The organism is Enterobacter cloacae complex sp. P27C (assembly GCF_014895705.1).
Classification (GTDB): domain Bacteria; phylum Pseudomonadota; class Gammaproteobacteria; order Enterobacterales; family Enterobacteriaceae; genus Enterobacter; species Enterobacter bugandensis.
The window spans coordinates 476594-491353 of sequence record NZ_JADBQB010000001.1 but is presented as its reverse complement, the minus strand read 5'-3'; the positions used below and the strand labels follow the sequence as shown (position 1 = coordinate 491353).

Genomic DNA, 14760 nt, shown 5'->3' with positions numbered 1-14760 from the left:
GGAAACGTGTCGATGAAGAAAATCGCGATTATCGGCTCCGGCCCTACAGGGATTTACACCTTTTATCATTTGCTTAATAACAGCACCCCGCTCTCCGTATCCGTCTTCGAACAGGCCGATGAAGCCGGCGTGGGCATGCCCTATAACGACGACAATAATTCCCGGCTGATGCTGGCGAACATTGCGAGCATAGAAATTCCGCCCATTTTTATGACCTACCTCGACTGGCTCAAGGAACAGAGCGACACCCATCTGGCGCGCTTTAAGGTTGATAAAGCCAGCCTGCATGACCGGCAGTTCCTGCCCAGACTCCTGTTGGGAGAGTATTTTCGCGACAGCTTGCGTTCAATCGTGAAAGAGGCAAAAAAGCTGGGGTTCCAGGTTACGGTCCATGAATCCGCGAAGGTAACGGACATCATCCCCTCGACAACCGGCGTAACGCTTTCCGTCAACGACACCACTTTGCCCGATCGGTTCGACCTGGCGGTTATCGCCACCGGCCACGTCTGGCCAGATGAGGAGGAAGCCACGCGCACGTTCTTCCCCAGCCCGTGGTCGGGGTTGATGGACGCCAGCATTCCCCCTTGCCGCGTGGGCATTATGGGAACGTCGTTGAGCGGTCTGGACGCGGCTATGGCGGTGGTAATGCAGCACGGTGAGTTTCGTGACGGTAAATTCCTCCTCGACAAGGGCAGCGAAGGGTTAAACATTACGCTGATGTCCCGCACGGGCATTCTGCCGGAAGCCGATTTTTACTGTCCAATCCCTTACGAACCGCTGTCGGTATTGACCGAATTCGTGGTTGAACACGAGATAGCCAAAGGATCGGACGGCCTGCTTGACCGCATATTTTCCCTGATGGTGAAAGAGCTCGAGCTCGCTGACCCGGCGTGGTGCGAGAAAATTTCCCTGCGTAACCAGGATGCCGACAGCCTTCGTGAGGCATGGTTTGAGGACCGTAAACGGCACGGGCCCTTTACCTGGGCGGAAGAGAACCTCAGTGAGGTTGAACGCAACAAACGCGAACGGCGCACCGTGGCCTGGCGCTATACCGTCCTTCGACTGCATGAGGTTGTTCAGGAGATTGTACCCCACCTCAACGACGACGACAGAGAGCGCTTTAAGCAGGGCCTCGCCCGCGTGTTTATCGACAACTATGCCGCCATCCCGCCGCAGTCTATCCGCAGGCTGCTTGCGCTTCGCGAGGCCGGCATCATTAGCGTGGCGGCGCTTGGCGATGATTACACGCTCGACGCTGGCAGCGATCGGACGGTAATTACCACCAAAGAGAGCGTTTATCGTTTCGACGTGTTTATTGACGCGCGCGGGCAAAAGCCGCTCAAAACAAAGGACTTGCCTTTCCCGACGCTGCGTAAACAGCTGGCAGAGACGGGCGACGAGATACCCGACATTGGTGAGGATTACACGCTTAAAGCGCCTGAAACGGTTCGCGGGCGCATTGCTTTCGGTGCGATACCGTGGCTGATGCACGATAGTCCCTTCGTTCAGGGGCTGGCGGAGTGTGCGGAAATTGCAGAGGCGATGGCGAAGGCGGCTGAAAAACCTGCCTCGGGGAGACGGCGTCGGTTACCGTACGTGGAGAACTGACAGGGCTTCCATGCCCTGCTATCGGTGATTACTCGAAGAAGACCTCCGGGTTTTCCGACAGCGATACGAACGTTTTGGTGTTCTTATCCAGGGCAAGGATTTTGCCGCTTTCAATGTCATACACCCAACCGTGCAGACGAAGCGAATTATTACGCAGGCCCACCGCGACGGACGGATGGGTCTTGATGTTGCTCAGCTGCGCAAACACGTTCTCCTGCACCATCGCATTCACTTTATCGATCGGCTTGTCCCAGCTTTTCTTCTCTACCACGGCTTTCGCCGCGTCGGAATAGCGCAGCCAGTGCGATACGGCTGGCATTGGCTCCAGGTTGGCGTTATCGGCAATTGCCTTCATCGCGCCGCAGTTGGAGTGGCCGCAGATCACGATATCCGTCACGCCCAGCGCCACCACCGCGTACTCGATAGTTGCAGATACGCCGCCCGGCTCCGGCCCGAAAGGCGGGACAATGTTGCCAGCATTACGAATGACAAAAAGCTGTCCCGGCTCTTGCTGGGTGACCAGTTCAGGAACCAGACGGCTGTCGGAGCAGGAGATGAACAGCGCTTTGGGATTCTGGCTGGACGCTAAACTGCGAAAGAGCTCTTTACGTTGCGGGAAAATCTCTTTTTGAAAGCTGAGAAAACCTTCAATGATATGTTGCATAGCAATTTCTCTTTTATCTGTTTTCGTTAGGTATGATCGCGATCACACTCGTAAAGTTTACCCACCGTACTTTACCTGAGACAAGCAATATATTTCTGGCCCGACCGCTGCACGATGTTGTCGGCGTTCGCCGGGATGTTTTGCCCTTCGAACGCGCCGTAAAGACGAGCGAACGATTTTCCCGCCAGGCGCCGGGTAATGTTCTCAACCGTACGGGCAGGCAGCGGGAGCATATTCGGGTAGCTCCACATAAACGACACCGCATCTTTCCCCGGGGTGACCTGCAAAATATCCCCCGCCAGCAAAACGCCCTCGCCCTCCTGCCAGTGCAGTACCGTTCCGCCCGCAAAATGGCCGCCGAGACGTAGCAACGTGACGGACGGCCAAATCTCCAGCGCCTCCCCCTCCCAGAAATGAATCGCCGGGCTGTTGCGCATCACCCATTCGCGGTCGCTGGCGTGCAGGTAGACTGGCGCACCGAAAGCCGCGGCCCACTCCTGCATCGTGGTGTAATAGTGCGGATGCGAAATCGCAATGGCGTGAAGGCCACCGAGCGCGGTGATGAGCGTTTGGGTTGCGGGATCAAGGTTGGCAATGCAGTCCCAAAGAATATTGCCGTGCGGGGTGCGCAGAAGGAGCGCCCTCTGGTTAATCGCAAAAGCGGGAACCGTTTTGATACTGAACAGCGCGGGCTCCAGCTGCTGCCATTTATTCACGTGCGTGGCCGTCACCGTCGCGTAATCAATCCACGCCTGACCGCTGACCGGGACATACTGGCGTTCATCCTCGCAAATCGGACATCTCTCCGGCTTTCCATCATAGGAGGTACCGCAGGTTTTACAGAGTGTAATCATGAGCGCTCCTCGGTGATAAAGCACTGAGTATGGCAGGGATTATCCTTATGTGCTGCGAGGTACATTGCCGACGTTTTTTACCCTATACTGTGCCAGTATCAAAAACCGAACAGAGCAGGTGCAACATGGAAATTGATCTCGATAACTTAGTTTTTAACGGTCTGGATGAAGCGGAAGAGCGTAACGCGGAACGTCTGGACGACGCGGATAAAAAAGCGCAGGCGATTGTTGCCGACGACGACTGCGGTGATGCCTGCAAGATTTGATAAAAAAAGCACCGGTAAACCGGTGCTTTTTTATTTTACTTTTTCAGCCCGTCAATGGCCGCCGCACGGTGCGCTTCCACGGTTCTCGGGGAAAGATTCAGGCGTGCAGCCACCTCTTTATTACTGCACCCTTCCAGCAGTACGGTCAGGGTAACCAGAATGCCCTTCTCATTTTTCAGACTGTCGACATTACCAGTTAACGTTGCTGAGAACAAAAAAACGCGGGCGTAATCAGATCTCAGGCGTTTTGCTAAAGCCGGTCAGCATCAGGATCAGGCTTTGCGGGGAAGACGCCGTCTCAAACTGGTAGTGATTTCCCTGACGATCGCCGCCGATGTACCACGAAATCTCGGTTTTCCCTTCTGCCAGCGCCTTGCGCACCGCTTTATCCACGTCCACCATCCGGTATTCGCGGGAGTGGTTAAGGTAAAGCACCGCATCCGAACGATAGTTACAGGCTGGCCGCGACTGCCAGCTCACGCTGGCCGGATCCCAGTCGTTGCTTGCCGGATAGAAGAAAATTTGATCCGCGCCGTTGGTTTCCACTTTCCCGCCATAAATCCGCACGCGGTATTTAAACTGCGAAGGATCCTGTCCGGCAGGCAGCGGGGGAATGTGAAACTTCACCAGCGACAGCGTTTCGCTGTTTTTGGTGCGCCCGCCGTTCTGCCAGTTATCCTGCACCAGCAGGACCTGGGGCTCTGGCTGGGTAAGCGCGGGCTCCAGGCTGCTGAGCCAGACGCTGGCCTTCGCTTTTGAATAACCATACGGAACGGTGGTGCCGCAGTCCAGACCGCGGTTCATGCACAGATCGGTCATAAAGCGCGCGGCGTCTTCCGTCCAGCCGTTCATAAAATCAGCATGCGCCGTATACAGGCTCCCCCACCGCTCTTCACGCTCGTTGCCGTGCATGATGGGGTCGAGAGAAAGCTGCGCTTTGCTGGTATCGAGCGAGCTAATCGTCGGGAGCACGTACGCAATGTTCATGTTCACAGTGGGAATTTTCACCGGGAAGTCGGACGGGCACTGCCCTTTGGTGTCGTAGGTGGCGTTGGCCAGACCGTGAGCGGGCTTAAGATTTACCCCGTCCCAGCAGTTCGGAAACTGAATGCCGATATTAAACTGCACGGCATCGTTCGCCTTGCGTAAGCCGCAGACCTCACCCGTTTTGGTGGTGTAGCCCTTGCCGTTAGCGCACAGGAAGGTGATATGTGGATTCGGCGCGGTGCCGTGATGATCGCCCGCCAGCAGCGACAGCCCCGCCGGGAACGGGTGCAGCGGCCAGGTGTCGACGTTCGATGCCTGATAATAGGTTTTTTGATAGGCGGGTTTGACCACCGTTCCGTCAGGCAATTTCAGAGAGGGTGCCCAGTAGGCCGAGCTGTCTGCTTTGTTATCGCAGGTGGTCTTTTCATCTTTACGCAGCGATTCACGGCTGGAGAAGGCATCCGTTTGCACGTTGCCAAAAAAATCGTGCAGCATGGCCTCGTTGGGCATGCCGTGCATCATAATGGCATCGTCGCCGAGCGTGTGGGAGTAACCGCAGACGACGTGCGCCTGTGGCGCAGCGTGCGCCGCCTGCATGGCAATCAGTAGTGCGGTGGCAGAAAGTGCCGGGGTTAATACTGTCCGTTTCATTATCATCTCCTTCTGAGAAAGGAGATATTGGTATCAAAACGACCAGGGTTTACCGAGGATTTGCCCGCGTATTTTTCCGGTCATCCCTGCTTTACACGGATCACGCACAGTTCATTCCAGTACGTTTCGCGCGTGCGGCGAAGTTCAGCGTGACGTTTTATCATGGAACCACTCCGGGTCGATGTTAGCGACGTCCACGCCATACAGGCTGGCAACAGGCAGTATTGACTCCAGAACACGCTGCGCGCTGTTCTCCGCATTCGCTGGCCGGGTCGCAAAAAACCGCCGTAGCGTGCCGATCCATTTTTTCATTGCCTTTACCCCTCTCGCTTCACCAGCCCTGAGTTAAGCACGCGTTTCCTGGCCGCGGAAATATCAATTCCGGCAGTCAATGTGCAGGAAGTGCAAATAGCTCCTTACATTTACCTGCCGGTAACACACTGTTCACTAATGCTTTTTTGTATAGAGCAAAGAACATTTTCTTATTTGGCGATAGCTTTTGCTTATGGGAGCGTAACGGTGCAAAACAAAAACAACGGGACGAACGATGACTATGGCAGCAAAGATGAAAAGGTTTAAAAAAGGGACGGCAGTTCTGGGATTACTGGCCGCCGGGAGCCTGTTTTCAGCGCAGGCGCTGGCCGATCGGCTGGAAGATATTAAGGCCGCGGGGGTGGTGAAAGTCGCCACGTTTGACGCCAACCCACCGTTTGGCTCAATTGATGCAAAAACGCACGAGATCGTGGGTTACGACGTGGACTTTGCCAAAGCACTGGCAAAATCACTCGGCGTGAAGCTTGAACTGGTTGCCACCAATCCGGCCAACCGAATTCCGCTGCTTCAGTCCGGTAAAGCAGACCTGATCGTAGCGGATATCACCATCACCCCGGAACGCGCGCAGGTGATTGATTTCTCCACCCCCTATTTCGTGACCGGACAACAGTTCCTGGTTCCCGCCAAATCGCCCGATAAGCTGGATGAATACAGCCGGGCGCGCATTGGCGCGGTCAAAGGCACCACGGGTGAACAGGCGCTCCACCAGCGTTTTCCGCAGTCCCGCGTGCTGGCTTATGACGACATTCCTCTGGCGCTGACGGCGCTGCGCAACGGCAACGTGCAGGCCATTACCCAGGACAGCACAATTCTTGCAGGCCTGCTGGCACAGGCCCCGGATAAAGCGAACTTCAAAATCCTGCCCGATCTGCTCAGTAAAGAAGAAATTGGCGTCGGGGTGAAGAAAGGTGAAACAGCGCTGCTGAAAGCCGTCAACGATGAGCTGGTTAATCTCGAGAAGAACGGTCAGGCGGCAAAAATCTATGACGTCTGGTTTGGCCCAAATACGCCCGCTCCACAGCCTCGCGCCTTTAAAATAGAAGCCAGGTAATTATGCTCTCAGGTTTATTTTCCCACTCCGCGGCCGGTGCCGCGGATTTTTCACATCTGGAACAGGCCAGCGTTGAGTTTCGTCACGTGGACAAACGCTACGGCGACCATCAGGTTTTACGCGACATTAACCTCACCATCACGCCCGGTGAAGTGGTTGCTATTCTCGGCCCTTCCGGTTCGGGTAAATCAACGCTGATCCGTCTTATCAATCAGCTTGAAACCCTGAGCGGCGGGGAAATCCTGGTCGACAGCAAGCCGACCGGGCAGCTTTCCGGCAGCAGGCTGCGTCAGCTGCGCAGCCGCGTTGGATTTGTGTTTCAGCAGTTCAATCTGTATGCTCACCTCACCGCCAGCCAGAACATCACCCTCGCACTGGAGCATGTGCACGGCTGGAAGCCGCAGCCAGCTCAGGAGCGCGCGCTGGCACTGCTGGAGAAGGTCGGAATGCAGGAAAAGGCTCACCACCTCCCCGCTGAGCTTTCCGGCGGCCAGCAGCAGCGCGTGGCGATTGCCCGCGCCCTGGCCTCGTCGCCGCAGATCATCCTCTTCGACGAGCCGACGTCGGCGCTCGATCCGGAGATGATTGGCGAAGTGTTATTCGTCATGAAAGCCCTTGCCCATAGCGGGATCACCATGATTGTCGTGACTCATGAGATGCAGTTCGCCCGGGAAATTGCCGACCGGATTGTCTTTATCGACGGCGGGCAGATTCTTGAAACCGCGCCGCCGGGGCAATTTTTCAGTCAACCGTCGCATCCCCGGGCGCAGCGTTTCCTGCAAAAAGTGCTGAACCCGCTGCACCAGGAGCACCTCTGATGCCCGCCCTCGACTGGCAGGGCGTGCTGGCCGGACAGCCTCTGCAGTGGATACTCTCCGGATTTCTCACCACCCTGTGGGTGACGCTGGCGGGGGGCCTGATCGCCAGCCTGCTTGCACCGACCTTTTTGCTCCTGCGTCTTTCCGGTGGACGCATCGGGAATGCGGTCGTCAGCGGCTGGGTATCGCTGTTTCGCAATACGCCGCTGTTGGTGCAGCTGCTGTTCTGGTATTTCGCCGCCTGGAACGGGTTACCGCAGGGCTTTCGAGACGCGGTGAATGCGGATCACAGCTGGTCAATTCTGCCCGGCGACGTCTGGTGGTTTACCCCTGAGTTTTTATGTTCTGCCTGGGGGCTGGGCGTTTTTACCTCGGCGTTTTTAATTGAGGAAGCGGCATCGGGACTGCGTTCTGTTCCTGCCGGACAGCAGGAAGCGGCGCTGGCGCAAGGGTTCTCGTCGTGGCGTTTATTTCGCTACATCCTTCTGCCGCAGGGGCTCGCCAACGCCTGGCAACCCGTTGTCGGCCAGTACCTCAATTTGATGAAGCTCTCCTCGCTCGCCAGCGGGATTGGCTTCGCTGAGCTAACCTACCAGGTCCGGCAGATTGAAAGTTACAACGCCCACGCCATGGAGGCGTTTATCGTCGGTACGGTGCTCTATTTGCTTACCGGCATTGTCATGGGGATGGTGCTGGTGCGCGTCGGTCCGCATTCAGGGAGGAAGAAAGATGATTGCAGGATTTAACGTTATTGTCGAAAACCTGGATTATCTGCTGTGGGGACGAACGGCAGCGGGTGAACCCGGCGGCGTACTGCTTTCGCTGCTGATGGCCGCAGGGGCCGCCCTGCTTGCGCTTCCCGGCGGCGTGGCGCTGGCGTGCCTCGCCTGGCGCTATCCTGGGCTGGTGCGCAGGGGGCTTTTTCTGTGGGCAGAGTTGATTCGCGGTATTCCCCTGATTTTTGTGATTTTCTGGATGTGGTACCTATTGCCGCTGATCACCGGCGGGGATCTGCCGGGGGCGATGACCGTGACGCTGGCGCTGGCCTGGTTTACGGCGGCATCGGTGATGCATTCGGTTTTTGCCGGGCTCAGGGCGCTCCCTGCGGGTCAACACGAGGCCGCGCTGTCTCAGGGGTTCAGCACGCAGCAAACCCTGTGGCGCGTGCTGCTGCCGCAGACGCTGAGAAATATTTTGCCGTCGCTGGTGGGAATTTTTATCAGCCTGCTGAAGGATACGTCGCTGGCATTCATCGTCAACGTCCCGGAGCTGACCACGGTGGCGGGACAGGTCAACAACCGGGTGCAAATATACCCAGCGGCCATCTTTATCTTTACGGGTGCGGTCTATTACCTGCTCTGCTGCTCGCTTGAACAGGTCGCGAAACGCTGGCGCGTTAGCCGGCCAGCGCCTTAACCACCGTTTCCATCGCTTCGGTTGTCAGTGCGCTGCGCTTGATGCGCTGGTTCGCCAGCGCCGTGCGCAGCACGCCCGCAATGACAATATGCTTCGGCTCCTGCCCTAAATCACGCATCTCCAGCACCACCTTTCCGACCACCCGGCACATCTCCTGGTACAGCGCTTCATCTTTGGTCACGTTACCCATCGTCATCACTCCATTGCCTGTTAAACGTTGAGCTTAAATGATTCTCCCGCCGGATACAAAAAAGAAGCCCGGCGAGGATCTCGCCGGGCTTCTTCTGGAAAATCAAATAATTAGTTGTTTACTGGAATGACCGCGCCTTTGTATTTGGTGCGGATCCAGTCCTGAATCTCTTTGGAGTGCAGCACGTTCACCAGCGCGACGATGTCTTTCTTTTTCTCGTCGCCACGATGCACGGTAATGATGTTGGCGTACGGGTTGTTTTCACCGCTCTCGACCGCAATCGGGTCGTGAACCGGATCCAGACCAGCGTCTATCGCATAGTTGGCGTTAATCACCACCGCGTCGCCTTCGTCGTTGTTGTACATCTGCGGCAGCAGGGACGCTTCCACGTTCGGCGTGAACTTCAGTTTTTTCGGGTTCTCAACGATATCGCTGATGCGCGCCGTCACTTTGTCGATGCCCGGCTTCAGCTTGATCACGCCCTCTTTTTCGAAGATGGAGAGAATACGGCCTTCCTCGGAAACCGCATCACGCATGATGATCTTGCCGCCTTCCGGCAGGTCCTTCAGGGATTTGTATTTTTTTGAGTAGATGCCGATTGGCTCAATGTGGATCGCGCCCGCACTGACAAAATCGTAGTCTTTATCGCCCGCATGATCTTTCAGCACGCTGTTCAGGTAAGGAATGTGCTGGAAATAGTTCGCGTCGATGTCATGACCCGCCAGCGCAGTGTTCGGCAGAATGTAGTCCTGGAACGGTTTAATCTCCAGGTCGATACCCTGCTTCGCCAGAATCGGCTTGGCCTGCTCCAGAATTTCGGCGTGCGGCGTGTTGGATGCGCCCACGGTCAGGGTGTCGGCCCAGGAGGCGAAGCTCAGGGCGCTCAGGGTTGCGGCGGCGATCAGTGTCAGTGTCTTTTTCATGATGTGGTTCCTGTGTGTATTTATTAGCGTTTATCTAACAGTGAAGTAATGACATCGCCGCAGAACTGGATAATGAAAACGATGATTAAAATGGTCACCGTTGCCACCAGCGTGACGTCACCATGGTTGCGCTGGAATCCTTCCAGATAAGCCAGATTTCCTAAACCGCCGGCGCCAATCACCCCCGCCATGGCGCTGTAGCTCACCAGCGCAATTAGCGTCACCGTAATACCTGATACCAGTGCAGGTGATGATTCCGGCAGTAAAACCCGAAACACGAGCGTGCTCAGTCGTGCGCCCATCGAGCGCGTTGCTTCAATGACCCCTTTGTCCACTTCGCGCAGGGCGATCTCCACCAGACGCGCGTAGAACGGCGCGGCGCCGACAATCAGGGCCGGCAGCGCCGCGTTAGCGCCAAGGATGGTGCCGACGACGGTCTTGGTGAACGGGATCAGCAGAACGATGAGAATGATGAACGGAATAGAGCGGAACACGTTCACCACTATCGAAATGACGCTGTAGACCGTGCGGTTGTGGAACAAGCCACCGCGCGCGGTTAAAAACAGCGCCAGCCCCAGCACGATGCCCAGCACAAAGGTCGCCACGCCGGACAGCGCGGTCATGTACAGCGTCTCCAGCGTTGCAGCCCAGAGCTGATCCCACTTGAGATGCGGAAAGAGGTTCTCAGACATGTTTAATTACCTCGCCTTCAATATCGCTGTGCTGCAGGTCGGCGAGGATATTGTTCAGTTGTTCATCGGATGCTGCCACGTGGACCCAGAGCTGCCCGAAAACACCGTGGGCGGTCTGCGTCATTTTTCCGTGCAGGATGTTAAACGGCAGGCCGTAGCGCAGGGTGAGTTCCCCGACAATCGGCTTATGCGTGCTGTGTCCGTTAAAGGTCAGCCTGATCACCGTGCCTTCCAGATCGTTTGCGAGTTCAGTATTGAAGGTCTCTTCCTCGGCGTACTGGCTCACCTGGCGGACAAACTGCTGCGTAATCGGCTGCTGTGGATGGGTAAAGACGCTCAGCACGTCGCCCTCTTCTACCACTTTGCCGTTCTCCATTACCGCCACGCGGTCGCAGATTTTGCGCACCACGTGCATCTCGTGCGTGATCAGCACGATGGTGAGTTTGAAGCGGCGGTTAATGTCCAGCAGCAGATCGAGGATCTGATCGGTGGTCTGCGGGTCGAGCGCGGACGTAGCCTCATCGCAGAGCAGCACGTCGGGGTTGTTGGCCAGCGCGCGCGCAATCCCCACGCGCTGCTTTTGCCCGCCGCTCAGCTGCGACGGATACGCATTTTCGCGTCCTTTCAGGCCAACCAGCTCCACCAGTTCGGCGACGCGCGCCTTAATCTTCGCTTTTGGCACACCGGCAATTTGCATAGAGAAAGCAATGTTCTCACTCACCGTGCGCGACCACAGCAGGTTGAAGTGCTGAAACACCATGCTGATTTTCAGGCGCGCCTGGCGCAGCGCTTCACCTTTTGCGGCGGAGATATCCTGCCCGTTAATGGTGACGCTCCCGGCGCTGGGTTTCTCCAGACCGTTCAGCAGGCGAATCAGCGTGCTTTTCCCGGCGCCGCTGTAACCGATAATGCCGTATATTTGTCCCTGCTCTATCGTCAAATTGACGTTATCAACGGCTGTGAGTGCCACCTTTCCGTTGTCAAAAACCTTCGAAATATTGCTCAGTACAATCATTCTTATTCGTTATCCGTGCCGCCCTCGGCGGTTTAGAAGTATGGATGTCCAAACGATAGTAAACAGGCGTTATCAGCTTTTAAATGAACAAAAAAGAATGTGTTATAACTTTCGGAAATAAACACCGGATTTACCGGGTGGGAAGCATTTAGACCAATTTCAGCAATGATTATCTGCCGGATGCATATCTGCTGGCGGACGCGCGTAAAAAACGGTCATTTTTGCAGCATTTTATCCCGATATAGCCATCTCCACATCCAGACAACTTTACGTCTTGCTGTCCTGACATCCAAAAACGGTATTTATATTCCTTTCTGTTCTAAACGGCAGTGAATGGTTCTTTATTGAGAAAATTTCATCGCCCTATCATCCCGTCATGACATCCCGAAAGGAAAACATCATGACGATTTACCACTCCGTCACCGAACTGATTGGCCACACGCCGCTGATCCAGCTACATAAGCTTGATACCGGTCCCTGCTCACTGTTTCTGAAGCTGGAGAACCAGAACCCCGGCGGCTCGATTAAAGACCGCGTTGCGCTGTCGATGATTAACGAAGCGGAGCGTACCGGCCAGCTGCAGCCGGGCGGCACGATTATTGAGGCCACGGCGGGCAATACCGGCCTCGGCCTGGCGCTGATCGCCGCCCAGAAAGGCTACTCGCTGATCCTCGTAGTGCCCGACAAAATGAGCCGCGAAAAGATTTTCCACCTGCGCGCGCTGGGTGCTCAGGTGGTGCTGACCCGCTCGGACGTGAATAAGGGCCACCCCGCCTATTACCAGGATTACGCCCGGCGTCTGGCCAACGAGCTGCCCGGCGCGTTTTACATCGACCAGTTTAATAACGTGGCCAACCCGCTGGCGCACCGCACCACCACGGCACCGGAACTCTATGAACAGCTTGACGGCAAGATTGACGCCATCGTCGTCGGCGTCGGCTCAGGTGGTACGCTCGGTGGCCTGCAGGCGTGGTTCGCCGAGCACTCTCCGCACACGGAGTTTGTCCTGGCTGACCCGGCCGGATCCGTTCTCGCTGACCAGGTGGAAACCGGACGCTACCACGACGCGGGCTCCTGGCTGGTGGAGGGCATTGGCGAAGACTTTATTCCCCCGCTGGCCCACATCGAAGGGGTGAATCGCGCCTGGCGCATCTCCGACCGCGAAGCCTTCGCCACCGCGCGCGAGCTGCTGAAGACGGAAGGCATTCTGGCGGGCTCCTCCAGCGGCACGCTGCTGGCGGCGGCGCTGAAGTATTGCCAGGCGCAGACCACGCCGAAGCGCGTGGTGACCTTTGCCTGTGACAGCGGCAATAAGTATCTCTCGAAGATGTTTAACGACGACTGGATGCGCCAGCAGGGGCTTATCACGCGCCCTCAGGCGGGCGACCTCTCTGACTACATTGCCCTGCGCCATGATGAAGGCGCTACCGTCACCGCCGCGCCGGACGATACGCTTTCCACCGTACTGGCACGCATGCGTCTGTATGACATCTCTCAGTTGCCGGTCCTGGAGAACGGCAAGGTGGTGGGCATTATCGACGAGTGGGATCTGCTGCGGCATATCGGCGGCGACGGCGACCGCTTTGCCCTGCCGGTCACGGCGGCCATGACCCGTCAGGTGGAATTTCTCAATAAACGTGCCACGGAGAGTGCCCTGCACGCCATCTTCGACCGCGGTCTGGTGGCCGTCATTAACGACAATGACCGTTTTCTCGGTCTGATTACGCGCAGCGACGTCCTGACCGCGTGGCGCAATCGTCTACAGCAATAAAGGATTAAACGATGAAAAACCTGGCAACCCTGAGCGTCCACAGCGGCGCATTCAACGACCCGCACGGCGCCGTCATGCCGCCGATTTACGCCACGTCGACGTTTGCGCAACCGTCACCGGGCGAGCATACCGGCTATGAGTATTCCCGCAGCGGCAACCCAACGCGCCATGCGCTGGAAACCGCCATCGCCGAACTGGAAGGCGGCACGCGCGGCTACGCCTTTGCTTCCGGTCTGGCGGCCATCTCCACGGTGCTCGAGCTGCTGGATAAAGACAGCCATATCGTCGCCATTGATGACGTTTACGGCGGGACGTATCGCCTGATTGAAAACGTGCGCAAACGCAGCACCGGCCTGCAGGTCAGCTGGGTTAAGCCGGACGACCTGGCCGGGCTTGAGGCCGCCATTCGCCCGGAGACCCGCATGGTGTGGGTCGAAACGCCGACCAACCCGCTGCTGAAGCTGGCGGATCTGGCGGCCATTGCGGCGATCGCCCGTCGTCATAACGTCATCAGCGTGGCGGATAACACGTTCGCATCGCCGGTGATCCACCGTCCGCTGGAGTCCGGTTTCGATATCGTGGTGCACTCCGCCACCAAATACCTTAACGGCCACTCTGACGTGGTGGCTGGGCTGGCAGTGGTGGGAGATAATCCGGCGCTGGCGGACCAGCTTGGCTATCTGCAAAATGCGGTCGGTGGTGTCCTGGATCCGTTCAGCAGCTTCCTGACCCTGCGCGGTATCCGCACGCTTGCGCTGAGGGTAGAAAAGCACAGCAGCAACGCGCTGGAGATTGCGCAATGGCTGGCGCAGCATCCTCTGGTCGAAAAGGTATTCTATCCCGGCCTGGAATCACATCCGCAGTACCAACTAGCCCGCACGCAGATGGCGCTGCCCGGTGGCATGATTTCCGTCGTGGTAAAAGGCGATGCGCAACGCGCCACCGAGGTGATTCGCAACCTGAAGCTGTTCACCCTCGCGGAAAGCCTGGGCGGGGTGGAGAGCCTTGTGAGCCAGCCTTACAGCATGACGCACGCCTCGATTCCGCTGGAGCAACGGCTGGCAAACGGTATTGTGCCGCAGCTGATCCGCCTCTCGGTAGGCATTGAAGATCCAAAAGACCTGATTGCCGACCTCAGCCAGGCGCTGCAAAAATAAGCAAACGGCGGCAGGTCGCTCACCTGCCGCCAAAAGTTGTCATCATGGCTTAACGCCTTGATAACAATATTATGTGAAACGGCATTGATTAATTCTGAAACACCGTTTCCATTTTCCTTTTATCTTAAAATTAGCGTATAATGCGCGCCAAATCCCTAGTGAATGGTTTCAGCGCTTGGAATACAAAAAACAACGTACAACTTCTCCTCTCCTTCGTTGGGCTGTCACTCAGGCACACTTTCTTCTGCACGCTCATTTGATGTCTCCTATCCTTAGTGCGTGTCATATACTCTTTTGCAACACAGGTTTGACTCCGCGGCGGTGCGCCCCCGGAGCGAGATTTCCATATCCTTCCCAACTTAAA

At 56.7% G+C, this 14760-nt stretch carries 17 protein-coding genes; 8 read left to right on the top strand and 9 right to left on the bottom strand.

What is annotated here, in order from left to right:
- Nucleotides 1-12 precede the first annotated feature (12 nt).
- Nucleotides 13-1608 carry an FAD-NAD(P)-binding protein gene (locus tag IM291_RS02445; protein WP_192986037.1) on the top strand — a complete coding sequence of 532 codons (1596 nt, stop codon included), beginning with the start codon at nt 13-15 and terminating at the stop codon, nt 1606-1608.
- 28 nt (nt 1609-1636) lie between these two features.
- Here the strand turns inward: IM291_RS02445 and IM291_RS02440 are convergent, their stop codons facing one another.
- Together IM291_RS02440 and IM291_RS02435 are read right to left on the bottom strand one after the other, a co-directional pair.
- A complete protein-coding gene (locus tag IM291_RS02440; protein WP_028012884.1) occupies nt 1637-2272 on the bottom strand; it encodes a carbonic anhydrase in 636 nt (211 codons plus the stop codon).
- 71 nt (nt 2273-2343) lie between these two features.
- On the bottom strand, nt 2344-3126 hold the full coding sequence (locus tag IM291_RS02435; RefSeq protein WP_192986035.1) for an MBL fold metallo-hydrolase: 783 nt from the start codon (nt 3124-3126) through the stop codon (nt 2344-2346).
- 125 nt (nt 3127-3251) lie between these two features.
- Here IM291_RS02435 and IM291_RS02430 point away from each other — a divergent pair, with 125 nt between their 5' ends.
- Nucleotides 3252-3392, top strand: coding sequence for a hypothetical protein (locus IM291_RS02430; protein ID WP_003857665.1), 141 nt, complete (start codon nt 3252-3254; stop codon nt 3390-3392).
- Between the two features lie 35 nt (nt 3393-3427).
- On the opposite strand, the gene IM291_RS21855 is transcribed toward IM291_RS02430, so the two are convergent.
- The 3 genes from IM291_RS21855 to IM291_RS02415 all read right to left on the bottom strand — a co-directional run bounded on the left by IM291_RS21855 (nt 3428) and on the right by IM291_RS02415 (nt 5342).
- On the bottom strand, nt 3428-3607 hold the full coding sequence (locus IM291_RS21855; RefSeq protein WP_049000831.1) for a LuxR C-terminal-related transcriptional regulator: 180 nt from the start codon (nt 3605-3607) through the stop codon (nt 3428-3430).
- Between the two features lie 16 nt (nt 3608-3623).
- Complete coding sequence (locus IM291_RS02420) at nt 3624-5030, bottom strand: DUF1996 domain-containing protein (RefSeq protein WP_049000829.1); 1407 nt, start codon at nt 5028-5030, stop codon at nt 3624-3626.
- A 144-nt stretch (nt 5031-5174) separates the two neighbouring features.
- On the bottom strand, nt 5175-5342 hold the full coding sequence (locus IM291_RS02415) for a hypothetical protein (protein ID WP_032644868.1): 168 nt from the start codon (nt 5340-5342) through the stop codon (nt 5175-5177).
- Nucleotides 5343-5583: 241 nt separating this feature from the next.
- On the opposite strand from IM291_RS02415, the gene IM291_RS02410 reads away from it, so the two are divergent.
- The 4 genes from IM291_RS02410 to IM291_RS02395 are packed head-to-tail and all read left to right on the top strand — an operon-like array spanning nt 5584 to nt 8648.
- Nucleotides 5584-6414 (top strand): ABC transporter substrate-binding protein, encoded by an 831-nt coding sequence (locus IM291_RS02410; RefSeq protein ID WP_071993779.1) that lies wholly within the window; start codon nt 5584-5586, stop codon nt 6412-6414.
- Between the two features lie 2 nt (nt 6415-6416).
- The gene (locus IM291_RS02405) at nt 6417-7232 is read left to right on the top strand and encodes an amino acid ABC transporter ATP-binding protein (protein ID WP_045261541.1); all 816 of its coding nucleotides are present in this window, start codon (nt 6417-6419) and stop codon (nt 7230-7232) included.
- Complete coding sequence (locus IM291_RS02400; RefSeq protein WP_048960377.1) at nt 7232-7978, top strand: amino acid ABC transporter permease; 747 nt, start codon at nt 7232-7234, stop codon at nt 7976-7978. The genes IM291_RS02405 and IM291_RS02400 overlap by 1 nt, the downstream gene beginning before the upstream one ends.
- Nucleotides 7962-8648: an amino acid ABC transporter permease gene (locus IM291_RS02395; protein ID WP_192986033.1), complete on the top strand. Its 687-nt coding sequence runs from the start codon at nt 7962-7964 to the stop codon at nt 8646-8648. Before IM291_RS02400 ends, IM291_RS02395 begins: the two co-directional genes overlap by 17 nt.
- Here IM291_RS02395 and fumD read toward each other — a convergent pair.
- From fumD to IM291_RS02375, 4 genes are all read right to left on the bottom strand, one after another.
- Nucleotides 8629-8838, bottom strand: coding sequence for a fumarate hydratase FumD (gene fumD / locus IM291_RS02390; RefSeq protein ID WP_028012876.1), 210 nt, complete (start codon nt 8836-8838; stop codon nt 8629-8631). The genes IM291_RS02395 and fumD overlap by 20 nt on opposite strands.
- A 110-nt stretch (nt 8839-8948) precedes the next feature.
- Nucleotides 8949-9761, bottom strand: a complete 813-nt coding sequence (locus IM291_RS02385) for a MetQ/NlpA family ABC transporter substrate-binding protein (RefSeq protein WP_028012875.1) — start codon at nt 9759-9761, stop codon at nt 8949-8951.
- Nucleotides 9762-9784: 23 nt separating this feature from the next.
- On the bottom strand, nt 9785-10453 hold the full coding sequence (locus tag IM291_RS02380; protein WP_028012874.1) for a methionine ABC transporter permease: 669 nt from the start codon (nt 10451-10453) through the stop codon (nt 9785-9787).
- The gene (locus tag IM291_RS02375) at nt 10446-11468 is read right to left on the bottom strand and encodes a methionine ABC transporter ATP-binding protein (protein WP_192986032.1); all 1023 of its coding nucleotides are present in this window, start codon (nt 11466-11468) and stop codon (nt 10446-10448) included. The genes IM291_RS02380 and IM291_RS02375 overlap by 8 nt, the downstream gene beginning before the upstream one ends.
- Before the next feature lie 400 nt (nt 11469-11868).
- On the opposite strand from IM291_RS02375, the gene IM291_RS02370 reads away from it, so the two are divergent.
- Both IM291_RS02370 and IM291_RS02365 read left to right on the top strand, forming a co-directional pair.
- Nucleotides 11869-13239, top strand: a complete 1371-nt coding sequence (locus IM291_RS02370; protein WP_192986030.1) for a cystathionine beta-synthase — start codon at nt 11869-11871, stop codon at nt 13237-13239.
- Between the two features lie 11 nt (nt 13240-13250).
- Entirely contained in the window at nt 13251-14396 is a 1146-nt protein-coding gene (locus tag IM291_RS02365) for a PLP-dependent aspartate aminotransferase family protein (protein WP_049000819.1), read from the top strand.
- Nucleotides 14397-14760 lie beyond the last annotated feature (364 nt).

Bases quoted from the DNA above. Each gene is read 5' to 3' on its own strand.
- IM291_RS02365 (WP_049000819.1), top strand. From the start codon at position 13,251: ATGAAAAACCTGGCAACCCTGAGCGTCCACAGCGGCGCATTCAACGAC.
- IM291_RS02370 (WP_192986030.1), top strand. From the start codon at position 11,869: ATGACGATTTACCACTCCGTCACCGAACTGATTGGCCACACGCCGCTG.
- IM291_RS02380 (WP_028012874.1), bottom strand. From the start codon at position 10,453: ATGTCTGAGAACCTCTTTCCGCATCTCAAGTGGGATCAGCTCTGGGCT.
- IM291_RS02395 (WP_192986033.1), top strand. From the start codon at position 7,962: ATGATTGCAGGATTTAACGTTATTGTCGAAAACCTGGATTATCTGCTG.
- IM291_RS02385 (WP_028012875.1), bottom strand. From the start codon at position 9,761: ATGAAAAAGACACTGACACTGATCGCCGCCGCAACCCTGAGCGCCCTG.
- IM291_RS02400 (WP_048960377.1), top strand. From the start codon at position 7,232: ATGCCCGCCCTCGACTGGCAGGGCGTGCTGGCCGGACAGCCTCTGCAG.
- IM291_RS02435 (WP_192986035.1), bottom strand. From the start codon at position 3,126: ATGATTACACTCTGTAAAACCTGCGGTACCTCCTATGATGGAAAGCCG.
- IM291_RS02445 (WP_192986037.1), top strand. From the start codon at position 13: ATGAAGAAAATCGCGATTATCGGCTCCGGCCCTACAGGGATTTACACC.
- IM291_RS02420 (WP_049000829.1), bottom strand. From the start codon at position 5,030: ATGAAACGGACAGTATTAACCCCGGCACTTTCTGCCACCGCACTACTG.
- IM291_RS02440 (WP_028012884.1), bottom strand. From the start codon at position 2,272: ATGCAACATATCATTGAAGGTTTTCTCAGCTTTCAAAAAGAGATTTTC.
- fumD (WP_028012876.1), bottom strand. From the start codon at position 8,838: ATGGGTAACGTGACCAAAGATGAAGCGCTGTACCAGGAGATGTGCCGG.
- IM291_RS02415 (WP_032644868.1), bottom strand. From the start codon at position 5,342: ATGAAAAAATGGATCGGCACGCTACGGCGGTTTTTTGCGACCCGGCCA.
- IM291_RS02375 (WP_192986032.1), bottom strand. From the start codon at position 11,468: ATGATTGTACTGAGCAATATTTCGAAGGTTTTTGACAACGGAAAGGTG.
- IM291_RS02410 (WP_071993779.1), top strand. From the start codon at position 5,584: ATGGCAGCAAAGATGAAAAGGTTTAAAAAAGGGACGGCAGTTCTGGGA.
- IM291_RS02405 (WP_045261541.1), top strand. From the start codon at position 6,417: ATGCTCTCAGGTTTATTTTCCCACTCCGCGGCCGGTGCCGCGGATTTT.
- IM291_RS02430 (WP_003857665.1), top strand. From the start codon at position 3,252: ATGGAAATTGATCTCGATAACTTAGTTTTTAACGGTCTGGATGAAGCG.